This window comes from Marinoscillum sp. MHG1-6 (assembly GCF_024714475.1).
Taxonomy (GTDB): domain Bacteria; phylum Bacteroidota; class Bacteroidia; order Cytophagales; family Cyclobacteriaceae; genus JAMZMI01.
In genome coordinates this window covers 1-17,628 of sequence record NZ_JAMZMI010000005.1, presented here as the reverse complement: position 1 = coordinate 17,628, position 17,628 = coordinate 1, and the positions used below count along the sequence as shown (strand labels likewise).

General features: G+C 44.0%; 14 protein-coding genes. 11 read left to right on the top strand and 3 right to left on the bottom strand.

The features are described from left to right. The first annotated feature begins 91 nt into the window (after positions 1-91). The 11 genes from NXR94_RS12325 (at position 92) to NXR94_RS12280 (ending at position 14,831) form a co-directional block, all read left to right on the top strand. On the top strand, positions 92-712 hold the full coding sequence (locus tag NXR94_RS12325; RefSeq protein ID WP_258104949.1) for a hypothetical protein: 621 nt from the start codon (positions 92-94) through the stop codon (positions 710-712). A gap of 41 nt (positions 713-753) precedes the next feature. Further along, complete coding sequence (locus NXR94_RS12320) at positions 754-1,737, top strand: FKBP-type peptidyl-prolyl cis-trans isomerase (protein ID WP_258104948.1); 984 nt, start codon at positions 754-756, stop codon at positions 1,735-1,737. A 22-nt stretch (positions 1,738-1,759) separates the two neighbouring features. After that, the gene (locus tag NXR94_RS12315) at positions 1,760-2,845 is read left to right on the top strand and encodes a hypothetical protein (RefSeq protein ID WP_258104947.1); all 1,086 of its coding nucleotides are present in this window, start codon (positions 1,760-1,762) and stop codon (positions 2,843-2,845) included. Between the two features lie 69 nt (positions 2,846-2,914). Further along, positions 2,915-5,473: a DNA gyrase subunit A gene (gene gyrA / locus NXR94_RS12310; RefSeq protein ID WP_258104945.1), complete on the top strand. Its 2,559-nt coding sequence runs from the start codon at positions 2,915-2,917 to the stop codon at positions 5,471-5,473. A gap of 21 nt (positions 5,474-5,494) precedes the next feature. Then, entirely contained in the window at positions 5,495-6,679 is a 1,185-nt protein-coding gene (locus NXR94_RS12305) for a tetratricopeptide repeat protein (RefSeq protein ID WP_258104944.1), read from the top strand. A gap of 247 nt (positions 6,680-6,926) precedes the next feature. After that, on the top strand, positions 6,927-7,526 hold the full coding sequence (locus NXR94_RS12300; protein ID WP_258104943.1) for a DUF2085 domain-containing protein: 600 nt from the start codon (positions 6,927-6,929) through the stop codon (positions 7,524-7,526). After that, positions 7,507-8,208: a hypothetical protein gene (locus tag NXR94_RS12295; RefSeq protein ID WP_258104942.1), complete on the top strand. Its 702-nt coding sequence runs from the start codon at positions 7,507-7,509 to the stop codon at positions 8,206-8,208. Before NXR94_RS12300 ends, NXR94_RS12295 begins: the two co-directional genes overlap by 20 nt. Positions 8,209-8,230: 22 nt before the next feature. Further along, positions 8,231-8,719 carry a hypothetical protein gene (locus NXR94_RS12290; protein ID WP_258104941.1) on the top strand — a complete coding sequence of 163 codons (489 nt, stop codon included), beginning with the start codon at positions 8,231-8,233 and terminating at the stop codon, positions 8,717-8,719. Positions 8,720-8,814: 95 nt separating this feature from the next. Continuing rightward, on the top strand, positions 8,815-9,123 hold the full coding sequence (locus tag NXR94_RS17190; RefSeq protein ID WP_374988006.1) for a DUF6660 family protein: 309 nt from the start codon (positions 8,815-8,817) through the stop codon (positions 9,121-9,123). 127 nt (positions 9,124-9,250) lie between these two features. Further along, positions 9,251-13,624 (top strand): CusA/CzcA family heavy metal efflux RND transporter, encoded by a 4,374-nt coding sequence (locus NXR94_RS12285; RefSeq protein WP_258104940.1) that lies wholly within the window; start codon positions 9,251-9,253, stop codon positions 13,622-13,624. A gap of 13 nt (positions 13,625-13,637) precedes the next feature. Continuing rightward, positions 13,638-14,831 carry an efflux RND transporter periplasmic adaptor subunit gene (locus tag NXR94_RS12280; protein WP_258104939.1) on the top strand — a complete coding sequence of 398 codons (1,194 nt, stop codon included), beginning with the start codon at positions 13,638-13,640 and terminating at the stop codon, positions 14,829-14,831. Between the two features lie 1,033 nt (positions 14,832-15,864). Here NXR94_RS12280 and NXR94_RS12275 read toward each other — a convergent pair. Genes NXR94_RS12275 through NXR94_RS12265 form a run of 3 tightly spaced genes read right to left on the bottom strand, consistent with a single transcriptional unit; the run spans position 15,865 to position 17,554 of the window. Further along, positions 15,865-16,602, bottom strand: coding sequence for a hypothetical protein (locus NXR94_RS12275; RefSeq protein WP_258104938.1), 738 nt, complete (start codon positions 16,600-16,602; stop codon positions 15,865-15,867). Then, positions 16,599-17,054: a hypothetical protein gene (locus tag NXR94_RS12270; protein WP_258104937.1), complete on the bottom strand. Its 456-nt coding sequence runs from the start codon at positions 17,052-17,054 to the stop codon at positions 16,599-16,601. Before NXR94_RS12270 ends, NXR94_RS12275 begins: the two co-directional genes overlap by 4 nt. After that, positions 17,051-17,554 (bottom strand): hypothetical protein, encoded by a 504-nt coding sequence (locus tag NXR94_RS12265; protein WP_258104936.1) that lies wholly within the window; start codon positions 17,552-17,554, stop codon positions 17,051-17,053. Before NXR94_RS12265 ends, NXR94_RS12270 begins: the two co-directional genes overlap by 4 nt. Between the last annotated feature and the right edge of the window lie 74 nt (positions 17,555-17,628).

Genomic DNA, 17,628 nt, shown 5'->3' with positions numbered 1-17,628 from the left:
GAAAGCATTATTTTAAAGGGTTGATTTCGGTCAACCCTTTTTTATTTGAACTTAGGTTCCTATTTTCAACCAAGATAAAACCAAAACCCACATGTTTACCGAATATGAAATAGACACGATGATGGAAGTTCCCGAGATTAAGGAAGCCACATTCGCGTTGAAAAAAGAGTTTATTAAAAATGAAGTTCCCTTCCTGGAAATTGAGGATAATGATTTTTTCAGCCTGATCATGATGGCTCCTACGGTCGGGATCGCAATGGCGGATGGAAACATCAGCTTGTTTGAGGAGCTGGCCTTAAATAAAAAAGCAAGAAAGCTTTCTAAAGGAGGGTATTTCATGAAAAAGGATCCCGTGGTCCATGCCATGAAGTATCTGATTAAAAAATTTGACGACTACTCTGACAAGTTTTTTCATGTTCTGAGTATAGCCATGCATAAATCTTTTGATATGGCGAGCCTGGAGAAGCAAGACTTCGATCCTAATATGGAGGTGTCCTATGAAGATTATAAAAAGGAGGTTCTCAATTCTCCTTACATCCTGATTAGGTTCATAACCAGCTTTTTTCTGGAAAATGATGAAGACATTATTAACCACAAGAGGAAAATTGCAAGGAGTGAATACCTGAAAATGCTAACCATCGGAGAGAAAATAGGGCTTAATAAGTTGCCGGTGTTTCAAATGTTTTGCAACACTTTTGACCAAAAGGCATAAGATTAATAATCTTTGCGGGTCACTGTCGTTTGAGTAAGGATATGAAGGGAGCTGTGTTTTATGTGTTTGTGTTAATTCTGGTGCTCTCTGTTGCCTGCGGAGACAGTGCTGGCCCGGATATCAATACCTCTGAAGACTCAACCATTGTTGCCTATCTGGATTCCCAAAACGTCACTTATTCTGTGGATGCAAATGGGATTTATTCCTACGTCATTACTGCTAATGCATCCGGAAAGACCCAGGCTGAAGGAAATGTACTCTCCATTTATTATGAGATGTCCGTTCTAAATGGGGGTAATCTTATTTCTTATGACAGCACCGATGGTGATCCTATTCGCTTCAAGCAGGGAGCAGGGGCGGTTTACCCCGTTGGGGTTGACCTGGCAGTGACTTCCATGAAAGAAGGCGAGACCTGGGGGTTTGTGATCCCTTCGGCTCAGGCTTTTGGTGAGGATTACTCCTCATCCTTGATTCCTGTCAATTCAACGATTCTTTTCGAGGCCACTTTAGTAAAAATCCAATCTGAAAGCGATGTGCAATTTGAAGAAAATGTGCTCATCCAGGAATATGCGGATTCGGTGAACCTGGCGGATACAGTGGCCAATCCATTGAATCAACCTGAAAACCTGACCAATGGCATACTTTATAAGAGACTGCAGGCCGGTAATACAGGATTAAAGCCTCTTTCGGGGGATACTGTAGCCATTACCTATACCACTTATTACCCTTACGGGAAAAGTGAACCCATAGACGTACAATATGCCGGAAGCGCAAATCCATTTACATATATCTATGGTACAGGAGAAGTGATTGCCGGTTTGGATGCAGGGGTAGGAAAGATGGAGCTGGGAGACAAAGCATTGGTCATCCTGCCATCAGCTCAGGCCTACAGAGAGAGTGCGATTGTCTTTCCTGATTATTTGACCCCGGATCTGGCTGAATTGTCTATTGTACCGAGCTATGCAAGTAAAGTCGGTCCTTATGAAGTGCTTATATTTGAAGTAACTTTGCTGCAAATCAATTAAAGCCTCCTAATTCTTGAATATTTTGAGAAAAGTCCTGCTAATTCTATCATTATTACTTGTACAATTGCAGTGGCTCTCCGCTCAGAATCAGGATATTTACGAAAAGTACAATATCTACCGGAACCCGTTTCGTGTCTTTATCAATAAAATCTCCTTTACAGGTACTGTTGGTTACGGACTGACCAACTTTAAGCACAATCTGGCCGGGTATTATTTCTTCCAGGATGCCACTACTCAAATGATCCTTCGAAATGATCAGGAGCTGGGTACTACTTTTCCGGGGTATGTGAACTGGATTAGCAAACCTGCGCCAGGGATAGAAACACCGATTTCAGATCGTTTCACGGTCCCATATGCTTATCTGTCCAACCCTGTTAATAACCCGAACCTAAACAATAACCAGGTGCTGGTTGATGCGGACACCTCCAATTTGTCTTTCGCATCGTTGTCCTCGACGATCCCGTTCATGCTGTCTATTCATTACAACATCAGGAAATTCAGGATAGGGTTTGGTTTTCAGTACGAAAAGATCATTATGAAGGACCTGGAGCCTTCTACAGGGGCCTCATACATTCGAAATTATAAACCTGAGTTCGAATCTACCCGATACATTAAGTGGTTTGGAATGTTGGGTTATCAGTTTTACGAGTGGTGGGATTACACTTTTGCAGGAGAACTGCAGGTGGGAGCTGCTTTGCTTGGTCCGGAGATTGATAATTCGGCCATTGGTATTGGTCAAAAGCTATTTTTTAACCTTGGGGTTAATATTGAAAAAAACATCTCTGAGTATGTGAGAATTGTGGTTCGGCCTAGCTATGATTTCAAACAATACACCGTCAATCTTCCGGATGGAACGGACATGCGGCATAACAATAATGCAATGTATGTGCAGCTGGGGCTGAGTATGAATATCCCCGAAATACCGCGTAGTCCGATGAAAAGTGATCATGTTCAGTTAAAACATGTCGTGACGGATCCGAAAAGCGGTCGATTGATGGAAGTAAGGGGACAAACCATCTGGAAAAAGCAGAACCCGAAGGTTGGTGAAAACCATCGAAGATTATGGCGATATAAGTGGCGAAACAGGCGTAAAATAGACCCGTATTAAGCCTTCACAATACATGAAAATTTGTTTAAATTGCCCCCGGATTTTAAAGCAACAATTTAAAGACTTTTCATGTCAGACGGAGATATTGAAAACCTACCTGAAAATGATTCAGGAGACTATTCTGGTCAACACATCATCCCGATAAATATTGAAGACGAAATGAGAGGAGCCTACATTGATTATTCAATGTCGGTAATCATTTCGCGTGCCTTGCCTGATGTACGAGACGGTTTGAAGCCGGTGCATCGTCGTATCCTGTATGGAATGGACGAGCTCGGGGTCAATTACAACAAGTCGTATAAGAAATGTGCGAGGATTGTCGGGGATGTCCTTGGTAAGTATCACCCTCATGGAGATACTGCTGTTTATGATACCATGGTGCGTATGGCACAGGAGTGGTCTTTGCGCTATCCGATGGTGGATGGTCAGGGTAACTTCGGTTCTATCGATGGTGACTCTGCGGCAGCCATGCGTTATACTGAAGCACGTCTGAAGCGAATCGCTGAAGAGATGCTGGGAGACATCAACAAAAATACCGTTGATTTTGCTCCTAACTATGATGATACGGTGCAGGAGCCAACTGTACTACCTTCCAAAGTTCCCAATCTCTTACTGAATGGTGCTTCGGGTATTGCGGTAGGTATGGCCACGAATATGGCGCCCCATAACCTGACAGAAGTAGTTGACGGTATCAATGCCTATATCGATGATCGCGAGATCAGTGTTGAAGGGTTGATGCAGCATATTTCTGCGCCGGATTTCCCAACTGGGGGTACCATCTATGGTTATCAGGGTGTAAGATCTGCCTTTGAGACGGGTAGAGGACGTATCGTTATTCGTGCCAAAGCTGAGGTAGAGGTGTTGAAGTCAGGACGTGAGCAGATAATAGTATCTGAAATACCATACCTCGTGAATAAGGCGAGCATGATCGAGAAGACGGCCCAGCTTATCAACGAGAAGAAAATCGAAGGGATTTCTGATATCAGGGACGAGTCGGACAGAAGTGGAATGCGTATCGTCTATGAATTGAAGAAGGATGCCATTCCGAACATTGTTCTTAATAACTTATATAAGCAAACACAGCTTCAATCTTCTTTCAGTGTCAACAACGTGGCACTTGTAAAGGGAAGGCCTAAGACGCTTAACCTCAAGGACTTAATTCATCATTATGTAGAGCATAGACATGAGGTGATTGTCAGAAGGACCCAATACGAGTTGGAAGAAGCTGAGAAGCGTGCACATATTCTTGAAGGTTACCTGATTGCGTTGGATAACCTCGATGAAGTGATCGCTTTGATTCGAAACTCAAGAGATCCTGAGATTGCCAGATCTGGTTTGATGGAGCGTTTCTCGCTTTCTGAAATTCAGGCAAGAGCCATTCTGGACATGCGTCTGCAACGTCTGACAGGTCTTGAGAGAGAGAAGATCATCAAGGAATATGAGGAGATCAAGTTGTTGATCGAAGACTTGAAGGACATCCTTGCTGATGAAAGTCGCAGAATGCAGATCATCAAGGACGAACTTGGTGAAATGAAAGATCGCTATGGCGATGAGCGAAGAACTGATATCGAGCATGCGGCAGACGAATTCACAGCAGAGGACATGATTCCGGATGATGAGATGGTGATCACCATTTCTCATGAAGGATATATCAAAAGAACTCCTTTGGTAGAATACAGGACACAGGGCAGAGGGGGCGTAGGTTCGAGAGCGGTGAAGTCTAAGGATAATGATTTTACAGAGCATTTATTTATTGCCACCGCACACAATTACCTGTTGATCTTTACTGAATCCGGTAAGGTATTCTGGCATAAGGTGTGGGCCATTCCGGAAGGTAGTAAGACAGCCAAGGGAAGACCGATCCAAAACCTGATCAATATTGATAGTGGTGACAAAGTTCGTTCGGTAATCAATGTGAAAACCCTTGATGACCCGGATTATATCAATAACAACTTCCTGATCATGGGTACGGCCAATGGTACGATCAAGAAAACCGCACTGGAGGCCTACAGCAGACCAAGACAGAATGGAATCAACGCCATTACCATCAATGAGGGCGATAAGCTACTGAGCGTACAGCTAACTGATGGTGATAGTCATATAGTAATGGCCACCAATGGAGGCCGTGCGATCCACTTCCATGAGTCAGATGTAAGACCAATGGGTAGAACTGCCGCTGGTGTAAGAGGTGTGAACATGGGAGATGGTGAAATGGTTGTTGGTATGGTTTGTGTAAGTCATAAGGAGCCTCCGCAATTGTTGGTGGTATCTGAGAAGGGCTATGGCAAGCGTTCTGAACTGGATGATTACCGAATCACTAAGCGTGGTGGTAAAGGTGTGAAAACCATGAACATTACCGAAAAGACCGGTGAATTGGTGACCATTAAGGCGGTGACGGACAATGATGATTTGATGATTATCAATAAGTCAGGCATTGCGATCAGAATGGAGGTTTCCTCTCTTAGAGTGATGGGTAGAGCCACGCAAGGGGTGAAGCTGATCAGATTGAATGAAAAAGATGAAATTTCGGCAGTAGCCAGTATTACTAAAATAATGGAAGAGGGCGAAGAAGGTGAAACCACCGAAGGTGAGGGCACCAATGAACCTAATTCAGAAGATCAAGAATAAACAATTTAAGACGTAACAATTATGAGACGAGCGTTTTTAACGATAACATTGGCGGCATTAGTTGTCGTAGCATATTCACAAAAGCAGCCTAAACCTAAAATCAATAAGGCAAATGCTGCAAGAGAAAGAGGCGAGCTAGCTGAAGCGAAGGAAATCATCGATTTGGCTATTGACTATGAAAAAACAAAAGATGATGGTAAAACCTGGTACTACAGGGGTTTGATCTACGCTACGATCGATACCACCTCTAATCCTCAATACAATTCTTTGAAGGCCAACGCGCTGGAAACAGCAATGGCTGCCTTTGATAAAGCAGACGAGTTAGGAGATAAGGATAAAGAATACTTCATTATTAGTGCAAGTGGTTTCCCTCAAACTAAAAGCCAGCAAATAGATGGCTACTACAGCTATTATTTCAATGATGCGGTAGTTGCTTTTCAGGATGAGGATTATGAAACTGCCGTTGAGAAGTTTCAGAAATCTGCGATGGTATTAAAAGCAGATACTAATTCCTTGAAAAATGCTGCATATGCAGCGCATAGTGGTGAGCTTTATGATGATGCCATCAATAATTATAAAGCAGCGATCGAGGCAGGGGCTACCTCACAGGACATGCACTCCAATCTGATCTATTTGTTGTCTGTTGAGAAGAAGGACAATGAGGCTGCATTGGTAGCTGTAAATAATGCTTTGGAAGCTTTCCCTGGCGACCCGACTTTTACCAAGAACAAGATCAATCTTTTGATCCAAATGGATAAAGTGGAGGAAGCTATTGAAGACCTTAAAAAAGCAATTGAGGCTGAGCCGGAAAATACCAACTTGCTTTTCAATCTGGCAGCGATGTACGAGGAAACAGGCGATTTGGAAGCAGCAGCAGCTACTTACGATCGGGCAATCGCGGTTGATCCTGATATGTTTGAGGCCAACTTTAACAAAGGAGTATTGCTCTTGAATGCTGCGAACGAGGTTTACAAAGAGTATAGTGACCTCGGTATTTCGGCTGCCGATAAGAAGAAGGCAAGAGCGCTGGAGCCAAAAATCAAAGAAAAGTACCAGGCTGCTTTACCACAGTGGGAAAGGATCTATGAAATTGCTCCGGATGACAGACAGGTTGTTGAGACTTTAGGATATATCTACGGACGTTTGAAAATGTGGGACAAGGCTGACGACATGGAAAAGGTGTTGGATGGCATGCCTGAGGAATGATCCGAAACATAAATGACTTAGAAAGCCACATGATGACCATGTGGCTTTTTTTATGCCTACAGTTTCCAATTCCATTATGCAATTAGCCAAAATGAGGAGAATAATAACTAATGAATGAAATCTGTTAGCCTTTGATAATTCTGTGTTAATTCTTCAATGAGGTGTTTACTAACTTCAATTTTGTAAACTAATCATTAGCATCCGGTGAGGATATTGGTTGGTTTTATTCAAATTCACCCTTGGGCCAATGGAACCGCACCATGAGCTAACTCACTTTGTTACAGTCTTTTTTGGGCTGTTTTGTCACCAAAATGAATCCATCTTGATGCATATAGAGGGTACTCCCTTCCCTCTGTGCATAAGATGTATAGGACTGCAAACAGGTTTCTTTAGCGTATGGTTGAGTTTATCCTTTTTTATTGAGTATCAATCGAACCGGGTATCCAATTGGTTTGGCGGTGTGGGTATGGTATTCCTGGCTTTGGCGGCTTTGGAATGGCTATTAGCTCAAATCACAGGATATGCTGCCACTGACTTAAGTCGACTTACTGCTGGATTACTGGGAGGAATTGGCATCGGACTCCTGGTCAACAACTATCAAAAATACTCCATTCATTTTAACATTGATAGGTTTAGAAAATTAAAACAGGCCTTATTACTACTCTATGGCAGTTTATTATTGGTTTATGTGGTCGTTTACGATCCATTAATCAGTAGTCTTATGATGTTGATTATGGCCCTGATCATGATAGCGAACATTGGTTATACGCTTGGTCTGATCGTGCTGCGAATCAGACAAAATTTCAATTCACCCAAAATTTTTTACCATGAAACTTCTAAGAATTAACACCTGGAAAGTAGACCTTCTTTTTCTTATTGGCGTCGTATCTTTTTTCTTTAGCTGTGTGATGACTTCTTTTTACGAAGCCCGGACATTAGATAAGGGTCAAGGGTCAATATCCGGAACTTATATGCGTGTGCATAATGCCGAAGACCTCTCTGATGACCCCATTAATTTGGTTGGTCTTGGTTTAAGAGTGGGGGCCGGAGATAATTTTGACATTGGACTGAATCACACCCTGGATGTAACAAAGAACAATGATAATGCCTTTAATGCATTTTGGGTCGATTGCAAATTGCAGCTATCCAATAGAGAAAACAAGTACAACAGGTTAACTTTCTCTCCCGGGCTGATGAAGGGCTACATCTATGATTCGGATGTTGATTTAAGTGTTACTTCCATACCCTTCTATTTCTCATTGCCGGTTAGTGAGCGGTTTTCACCTACGTTTATTTATCGCCATGACTTTATTTCCAACAAGGTGTTGCCTGAGGGTGAAGAATGGACAAACCCAAGACATCATTTCATGCTGGGTGGCCAATACACCTTGTTTGCACCCAAGGAGGATAAATGGATTAAAAAACTAAGTTTTAGTATAGGTTTAGGTAATGCCCTGGATGGTAGTCCTGACGGTAATGACTTCCTAAGCTTTGGATTGGGAATACAGCTGTTCTCACCTGGCTATTGAAAGCCTTTAAATGGAAGAAACCATGTTACAGATATTCTATATCATACAGAAATGGAGGCTTTGGTTAACTTATTTAATCAGTTTCAGTAGTCTGGCGTTGGTCTGGCTTACCGGATGTAATGGTGATAAAATTGATCCGTCCATTATTGGATCATGGATTTATATTAGCGAGTCGTCAGAGGATTGTGAGCCCGGATTCTCTGAGTACTTCAGAGAAAAGGAATGTAACACCGATAATTGTGAAAGGTACCTTTTCAAGGAAAATGGGAAATATGAGCTACTATATACCTATCAGGGTGAAGAGCGTGCCGTATTTTCCGGCAGCTACGAAACGAAAGGGACTACACTGATTTTTATATTAGGTGGAAGACTTAGAATCAAACAGCAATACACGGTAAGAGACAGTTTGCTGGTTTTAGTCACCCCTAAGGGTGATGATTACGAATGTCTGTTGACTGACTCATTGATTAGAGAGGAATATTACCAACCAAAATATCCCTGGGAGTATTAATTGAATTGCCAGATTGTTAGCTCGCTAACTACATGCATCAATCAGGTTTAACCGTTAGTGTGTGCATCCTTCAGCTATTTTATTAATATTGCAAGGTGAAGTTTTTTGCTATCATAATGACGATTCTGATACTTACGCTGTCTTTAACTCCTTGCGGGGATGAGGATACAGACTGTCGTCAGGATGAAATTTCGCTTCTGGAGGCGCACCAGCATCACGATCATCACACTTCTGATCTATGTTCTCCATTGTGTGTTTGCCAATGTTGTCATACCAACTTAGTGGTTTGCAACCTGTACCTCAGTATTACTTCACAACGAACGATAGTAGAGAATCGCTCCACCTTTTCACCTGTACTTATCGATGGAATTTCTTCCGGCATTCTCCAGCCACCCCAGGTATGAATTTTAATAGCAGCGATGTAGCGAGCGCTTAATGAGATGCTTCATTGAGGGCTGATACGCTATGCAATCCTTTAATGGCCTGATGGTCATTAAAAATGTTATGAAATTCAAAATCCAATAAATTGATATGCTGGATAAAATCATTCTTTTTTCAGTTAAGAATAAGCTGATGATCGGGCTGTTTACGCTGGGTCTGATCATCTGGGGGATTTACTCCCTGACCAGGCTGCCCATTGATGCTGTTCCCGACATCACCAATAACCAGGTGCAGGTGATCACTTCGTCGCCATCATTAGCGGCAGAAGAGGTGGAACGTCTAATTACCTTCCCGGTCGAAATAACCATGGCTACGATCCCGGAAATTGAGGAAATACGCTCATTTTCCCGATTTGGGCTCTCAGTGGTGACCATTGTTTTTAAAGAAGACGTGGATGTGTACTGGGCACGTCAGCAGGTGAGCGAAAGGCTTCCGGAGGTAATTGCTCAAATACCACCTGGCGTGGGAAACCCCGGAATGGCTCCGGTAACCACCGGACTGGGGGAAATCTACCAGTATGTAGTGGGTACCACGCCCGGCTATGAAGACCAATATGATGCACGAAAGCTTCGTACCATACAGGACTGGATTGTCAAACGGCAATTGCTGGGCACACCCGGAGTGGCCGATGTCAGTAGCTTCGGAGGATACCTGAAGCAGTATGAAATCGCTATTGACCCGGATAAGTTGAAGGCCATGAACATTTCCATTGCGGACATCTTTCAGGCCTTAGAAGAGAACAATGAGAATACGGGGGGCGCCTACATCGAGAAAAGCCTAAGGGCGTATTTTATCCGAAGTGAAGGACTTGTTGGCAGCCTCGATGACATCCGAAAGATCGCCATAAAAAGCAATGATAAGGGTATCCCAGTGCTTATCAGGGATGTGGCCACCGTTCAGCTCGGAAGTGCCGTGCGCTATGGTGCAACCACCAGAAATGGAGAAGGAGAGGTGGTGAGTGCAATCGTGATGATGCTCAAGGGAGAGAATTCAGCAGAGGTGATCGAAGAAGTGAAGGCCCGTATCGAGCAGATCAGAAAGACATTGCCTGAGGGGGTTACGATTGAGCCTTTTCTCGACCGAACCAAGCTGGTCAATAACGCCATCGGGACGGTCACGCGAAACCTGACGGAAGGGGCGCTTATTGTCATTTTCGTATTGCTGCTACTTTTAGGCAACCTTAGGGCAGGCCTGATTGTGGCCTCAGTGATTCCGCTGGCACTCATTTTCGCCTTTGGTATGATGAACCAATTCGGTGTATCAGGTAACCTGATGAGCCTTGGAGCCATAGATTTTGGGTTGATTGTGGATGGAGCCGTGATTATCGTCGAGGCTACCATGCACCACCTGGGGTTGAAGAAGATCGGTCGACGGCTTACGCAGGACGAAATGGACCATGAGGTTTATCAGTCGGCCAGTAAGATCCGAAACTCAGCGGCCTTTGGCGAGATCATTATCCTGATCGTTTACCTGCCGATCCTGGCATTGGTAGGTACTGAAGGAAAGATGTTTCGCCCTATGGCTCAGACTGTAAGTTTTGCTATTCTAGGTGCTTTCATTCTTTCGATCACCTATGTGCCGATGATGTCAGCCTTGTTTTTGAGTAAGAAAACAGAGTTTAAGGCAAACATATCTGATAAAATCATGGCCTTTTTTCACAGGCTGTATGTGCCGGCGATCAGGTGGGCCATGCATCACAGGCCGTTCGTGCTGACGCTGGCACTGGGTCTTTTTGGTGCGTCGCTCTGGGTTTTCACCACCATGGGAGGAGAGTTTATCCCGACCCTGGAGGAAGGCGATTTTGCTGTAGAAACACGTGTTATTACGGGTAGCTCGCTGGAAAATACCATCAAAGCCACCACGCAGGCTGAAAAAATCCTGCTGGAGCAATTCCCTGAGGTAACGCAGGTGGTTGCCAAAATTGGGGCAGGTGAAATTCCCACAGACCCTATGCCGATAGAGGCGGCCGATCTGATGATCATCCTGAAAGACAAGGAGGAGTGGGTGACTGCGGATAACCGGGAAGACCTGGCCAATGCCATGTCCGAAGCCCTCGAGGTGATTCCCGGGGTGACTTTCGGTTTTCAGCAACCCATCCAGATGCGTTTCAATGAATTGATGACGGGTGTGCGGCAGGATGTAGCCGTGAAAATCTATGGAGAAGACCTGAACCAACTCTCCGAATACGCTGCGCAAATCGGAAGAGTAGCCTCGCAAGTTGACGGGGCCGTGGATGTGTACATTGAAGAAGTCACTGGTGTTCCTCAGGTGGTAATCACCTACAAGCGTGATCAGCTGGCGAAATATGGACTGAGTATCAAAGATGTCAACCGCTCTGTTCAGGCAGCATTTGCCGGAGCCTCTGCCGGGTTGGTTTTCGAGAACGAAAGACGATTTGACCTGGTGGTGAGGCTCACCAAAAGCAACCGGGAGGAAATTGAAACGGTGCGAAATCTGTACATCGCACGGAAAGACGGTCACCAGATCCCGTTATACCAGGTGGCCAACGTGGCAATCAAGGAGGGACCTTACCAGATTCAGCGGGACGATACACGCAGGCGAATATTGGTAGCGTTCAATGTGAGAAACCGTGACGTCGAGAGCGTGGTAGAGGAACTCCAGCAGAAAATAGCTTCGTCCATCGTGTTTGCACCGGGATACTCGGTCGCCTATGGAGGACAGTTTGAAAACCTTATTGAAGCACGTCAGCGACTATCTTTTGCAGTGCCGATAGCGCTATTGCTCATTTTTACCTTACTCTATTTCACCTTCGGGTCGCTCAAACAGGGCGTGCTGATCTTTTCAGCGATTCCACTTTCTGCCATCGGAGGGATTCTCGCCCTCTGGGTCCGGGACATGCCATTTAGTATCTCAGCAGGAGTGGGGTTCATCGCTTTATTCGGAGTGTCGGTGCTCAATGGAATCGTGTTGATTGCAGAATTTAACCACTTGAAGCAGGAGGGAGTTGCTGATGTTTTCGAGCGGATCTATATAGGTACGCGCATACGGTTACGGCCGGTGATTATGACCGCGGCAGTTGCCTCTATGGGATTCTTACCCATGGCGCTGTCCACCTCATCAGGTGCGGAGGTACAGAAACCGCTGGCTACCGTCGTGATCGGCGGGCTGGTCACAGCAACTTTTCTAACCCTGGTCGTGCTGCCGATTTTGTACTACTATTTCGAAAAGGGGCTAAAGGTCAGGCTTAAAATAGCCGTATGGGCTTTTCCTCTGATGTTTTTGGCCTTTCAGGAAGTCAATGCGCAGGATTTGACTAATACCACTATCCATACACTCGATGAGGCCATTGACGTGGCCATTGCCAATAATCCGGACCTGAAAGTGGCGGATTTGCAGTTGCAGCAGGAGAGGGCCTTACGGGGTACGAGCTGGAATATCCCTAAAACCGGAATCAGCCTGACGCGCGGACAAACCAACAGCATCTATGATAACGATAGCCAATGGAATATCAGTCAGTCCTTCGCCTTTCCGACTGTTTACAGTGGGCAAAGTCAGCTGGCAAGGGCCAAAATTGAAGCGAGTGAATGGCGGAAGTCGGCGACACAAAATGAATTGGTGCAACAGGTAAAAGCCACCTGGTATCACCTGTGGATGGAGTATAGTCAAAGACAGCTACTATTGACGCAGGACAGTATCTATGAACGGTTTCTTCAGGCGGCCACACTGCGGTATGAAACAGGGGAGACCAACCTGCTGGAAAAGTTTACCGCAGCATCCCAGGTAGCGGAGATTGTCGTGGCTCTGGACCAAAATCAGACTGAAATAGAGATGTACCGCACGCAATTGCAAGTGCTTCTCAACAGTGATCAACCCATTGAAATGGAACAGGAAATGCTTCAGGAAAGAAGCAGTGAAGTGCTGCTGAGTAGCCCGGATGTTGCAGAAAACCCAACGTTGGCCTGGTTTAGGCAACAAATAGCGGTGGCTGAAAGGGAAAAATCTGTAGAACAGTCCAAAATGCTGCCGGATTTGAAGGTAGGGTACTTCAATCAGACTTTCAGAGGTCCCAATCAGGATATCAATGGAAACCCGGTGGTATTCGATGGTGGTGATCGGTTTACCGGTTTTACCGTGGGCGTTCAGATTCCCATCTTTGGTGCCGGGGCGTATACTTCCTCTATAAAAGCCGCAGAACTGAAGCGGCAAGAGACTGAAGCTCAGCTACAAGCAACAACCAATCAACTGGAGGGGAGGCTGCAGACATTGATTCAGCAATATCAAAAGTATCGGGCCAGCCTGGATTATTACCAGGAAAACGCCCTTCCACAGGCAGATCAAATTATCAAACAATCAGAGCAATGGTTTGAAAGCGGGGAAGTGGGCTATGAAAAATATATCGAGGGGATCAGCCAGGCGCTGAAAGTGCGGTCGGCATACCTGAACATGCTGGACCAGTACAATCAAACCATCATTCAAATCGAGTTTATCTCAGGAGCTCAATAAAACAAGAGAAGACATGCAAAGTATAGTGACATATATCAAACAAATAGCTAAGGTCGTTGCGATGGTGACGATTATGAGTTCGTGTGGCGCCGGCAAATCACCGGAAACTGAACTGCATCACCATGAGGCAGAAAACACTGTAGCGCTCAGCCAGGCACAATATGAGCAGGCCGACATCCAGCTGGGAAAAATTGAAAAGAAGATGATCGGGTCGGAGCTTCGGGTCAATGGCATCATAGATGTGCCACCTAAGAGCAATATATCCATCAATATGCCATACGGGGGATTTGTGGAATATACTGAGATGCTGCCCGGTAGTCCTGTCAAAAGGGGACAGGTGCTGGTGAGGATCGAAAACCCGGAGTTTATCCAGTTTCAGCAGGATTACCTGGAGAGTATAGCAAACCAGGAGTACCTAAAAGCTGAATATGAACGCCAGGAAAGGCTTTATAAGGAAAATGTGGCCTCCGAAAAGAATTACCAACAGGCAAAAAGCAGCTACCTGGCCAATGAGGCCCGCATCAAGACGATGGAAGCACGATTGAAACTCATCGGGTTTAATACCACGCGCATTAAAAATGGGGCTGTTTCTGCAACAGTCAACATTTATTCTCCGGTGACAGGAAATGTAAGAGAGATTTATACCAATACTGGTAAATACATTAATCCGCAGGATGTGATCATGGATATTACCAATCGTGAGGACCTGCACGTGGAGCTGTCCGTGTATGAAAATGACATTCCCAAGATCAAAAATGGGCAACGCATTCGGTTTTCGTTGGCCAACGCTCCGGACCAGTGGCGCGAAGCAGAGGTTTTTCTCATCGGGAGTGGCGTGAGAGAAGATCGTTCGGTGACGGTACACGGACATTTGAAAGAGCATTATGTGGATTTGTTACCGGGAATGTACGTGATGGCGCGAATTGATACTGACCTGAATGAAGTCTGGGCCGTGCCAGATGAAACGGTCGTAAGGTTTGGAGGCAAACATTATGTGTTTACTTATGATGGACTGCACGAAGGCAACACACATGCGTTTGAAATGACTGAAGTAATCAAAGGAATTTCTGAAGACGGCTACACGGGTATTGCGCTGGTGGACAAAGAGCTGGTGATCGATGAACTCCAGGTCGTGACTGGCGGAGCTTTTACGTTACTGGCCAAAGCCAAGAACACTGAAGAAGAAGGCGGCGGTCATCATCATTAAACTCTCGCAAAATTATTTTCAGAGAATCAGGCAAGGAGCTGGTAGTCGGGTGATGGCTACCAGCGTTTAGCATCTCAACCAAAGGTGAACTAATGGAAATAATACCAGACAGGATAGACGTCGAAAAAGGTTATTTAACATAATATAAATTATATAACATTGCTATATGGATTTGTGGTCAGCTTTGCTGATTAATATAAAATCAGTTATTTGATGACAGTCGAATAACGACAATGATTTTATGTTAAAACAAATCCATATCCCTCACACGAATCCTGCTTATATAATTCTATATTATATTAAGCTGGCAGTGGCCAGCGAGTTTGTTCGTGTAGTGCTCCTTGGTTTGATTTTTGGATTCCGGTCCATGTTATATAATTAGACGTTATATTAACCGGGCCGACGTTTCGGTAGCCGCTTCGGTGGACCGTCGGCCAGCGCACAAACCCTGCGCTCTGCCGTGCCCTGACCGGGTCGCGTAGACCAAACGGCTATTACACTACGCGTGCCGATAGTTTCCCACCCGCTTTCAGGCTATGGCCTGATCACCAGGACTAGCCGTCCGCCCCAAATGCAAGAGAATCCCAGGCAAAGTTGTATTGTCTTATTTTTCGTTATCCGTACGATTGTTCAGTTCGTTTTCAAATACGCCATTCTCAGCGACTAGCCTACGCGGCTCGGGACTTTGCCTGTGAACACCGGGGCGCGTAGCCTTGCTTGCCAACGCTTTGTTTGGCTCACAGCACAAGCCCTCAAGTAGCACGTCATTGCGAGGAAACTTTGCGAAGCATTGTTGACGTGGCAATCTCCATGCTACTGGCAGTACAGCTCACAGATCATCTGTCTTTTATCTGTGTTCGCTGTGACGCTCAAGCCGCTGGGCTCATACTTTTCCATTGATGAAAAGTATGCAAAAATCTAGCGGTTCCCCGCCGGGACAAAATAATCACTCCCAACACACAGACCACCGCACCCCCGGTATTTTGCCTTGCCAGCCCGCCTAGTCGTGGATTAGATTCTACTTAACATAATATTAGTCAGCTAGACCTACATGTTTAGCTGTATGTTTCAGTTCTTCTCGAAGCTTAGACAAATCAGTTTTTATATCCTCTCGACCAGGTTCATTTATTAGCTTCAATTCAAGAATTTTTATCTCAATTTGATCAATTAAAACACTAAGTCTAGTCATTGTATTAGGGATAGCTAGACATAGCAGCTCAAAATTATCATGTTTCAGATCCTTTGATAGTAGACCTACTATATCATAGAAATTACTCAATTGCTGACGTATTTCCTTAATCAACATAGTCTCATCCTTGCTTGACGATATGTCAATCTTGAAATCTTTAGCTACGTGTTCATAGTTATTTATATGCTCCACATTCGCCCAAAACTCATTCATGTCCTGAATTATAACTTGTATTGCTTCGCCATTTATTGAGAATTCATGTTCCTTAAACCGATTTTCATGATCTTCTTTAATCTGTTTTAGCTTGCTAACAGTGTATTTCTCAACATCATCTGTTTCTTTATGATGACGATAGCACATAAATAAAAGGTTCTCAAAGGAATTAACTTCTTCATCATTTGCGTCTGGGTTATATCTGGGCGCATTTGGAGAAAGTGCCTCAATATGACATAGCTGCGCGACAAAAAGGTTACTGTCATTAAATAGCGGATGATCACACTCTGGAAATGCACATTGATTTCCCGACCTAGCTAGCAGATTTTTAATCGTATTCAACTTTATCTTCCTGGGAAATCTTTTCATAATTGGCTTATCATTCTTTCAAAAGCATATTTCTGCACAAACTCTTTCATTGTGTGCTGATTCAGGTTGACTCCATACTCAGGGTTCTTAACAGCCGAATCTGTGAATAGCTGATTTGGTTCATTCCAAACAGTGCTTGGAAATAGATATTTTTTTGGTTTCTGACCATCCACAAACAAGACTAAGCCAATCCATAGATCATCTCTTAAACCTCGTTCAAGATCAGATTTAGATACGAAAGCATAGTTTGTTTTCTCGATGTTCACGTGACGACATAGAATATCAAGCTCTGACTCCCCTACTCGATTGATTATCTTAAAATGAGCTCCTTTGTGGTTTAGATAACTCTGAATAACATGATGATTTTCAGAGAGTAAGAAAGCAGTTTTCATGATGGTCTCTGCAAGCTGATCTAGCTTGGATAAAGGACGGAGTTCTGACCATTGGTTCATTTTCTTTTAAAGTATTCTATGAATCTATTGAGATTAAGCCCTACTCCAGCAATGTTAGGCTTCAATTCAAATAAGTTATTTAAGATTGAAACAGTATCTTCTTCTTCCTTATTTAGCTTATCAATTACTTCTTCAATGGTAAGATTTTCTGAAACTTTTGAGTAATATTCCAATTCCAATCTTTGTATTTGATAGTATAGAAACTTTAAGTCAAACTTCTTGATCCAGTTTTCAAACGTTCCCTTAACCTGCTTAAATGACTTCTCATCTTTTGTTGATAAAGAAATTAGACTATCAATAAACTGATTTCGATTATTCCATGTTCCTGTTCCATAATCGTTAATGACAGCATCTTCAAAAATTTCAATATAATCATTAATATTCTTACTCTTAGGACTGTTTCTGTTGAAGATGTGATCAGGAATTCTTTTGTTTTTAATAATCCAGTTGTAAGCTTCCCTAAAAATAGGACTGTTTGAAAGGCGACAAAAATTGTACATTTAAACAGTTACGATGAAAAAGCGAAGAATATCAGAAGCGCAGATAGTCAAAGCGCTCAAGGAACATGAATCAG

Coding starts and splice junctions, on each gene's coding strand:
- NXR94_RS12290 (WP_258104941.1), top strand. CDS start 8,231: ATGTTACAGATATTCTATATCATACAGAAATGGAGGCTTTGGTTAACT.
- gyrA (WP_258104945.1), top strand. CDS start 2,915: ATGTCAGACGGAGATATTGAAAACCTACCTGAAAATGATTCAGGAGAC.
- NXR94_RS12280 (WP_258104939.1), top strand. CDS start 13,638: ATGCAAAGTATAGTGACATATATCAAACAAATAGCTAAGGTCGTTGCG.
- NXR94_RS12305 (WP_258104944.1), top strand. CDS start 5,495: ATGAGACGAGCGTTTTTAACGATAACATTGGCGGCATTAGTTGTCGTA.
- NXR94_RS12270 (WP_258104937.1), bottom strand. CDS start 17,054: ATGAACCAATGGTCAGAACTCCGTCCTTTATCCAAGCTAGATCAGCTT.
- NXR94_RS12320 (WP_258104948.1), top strand. CDS start 754: ATGAAGGGAGCTGTGTTTTATGTGTTTGTGTTAATTCTGGTGCTCTCT.
- NXR94_RS12300 (WP_258104943.1), top strand. CDS start 6,927: ATGGAACCGCACCATGAGCTAACTCACTTTGTTACAGTCTTTTTTGGG.
- NXR94_RS12285 (WP_258104940.1), top strand. CDS start 9,251: ATGCTGGATAAAATCATTCTTTTTTCAGTTAAGAATAAGCTGATGATC.
- NXR94_RS12265 (WP_258104936.1), bottom strand. CDS start 17,554: ATGTACAATTTTTGTCGCCTTTCAAACAGTCCTATTTTTAGGGAAGCT.
- NXR94_RS12295 (WP_258104942.1), top strand. CDS start 7,507: ATGAAACTTCTAAGAATTAACACCTGGAAAGTAGACCTTCTTTTTCTT.
- NXR94_RS12275 (WP_258104938.1), bottom strand. CDS start 16,602: ATGAAAAGATTTCCCAGGAAGATAAAGTTGAATACGATTAAAAATCTG.
- NXR94_RS12325 (WP_258104949.1), top strand. CDS start 92: ATGTTTACCGAATATGAAATAGACACGATGATGGAAGTTCCCGAGATT.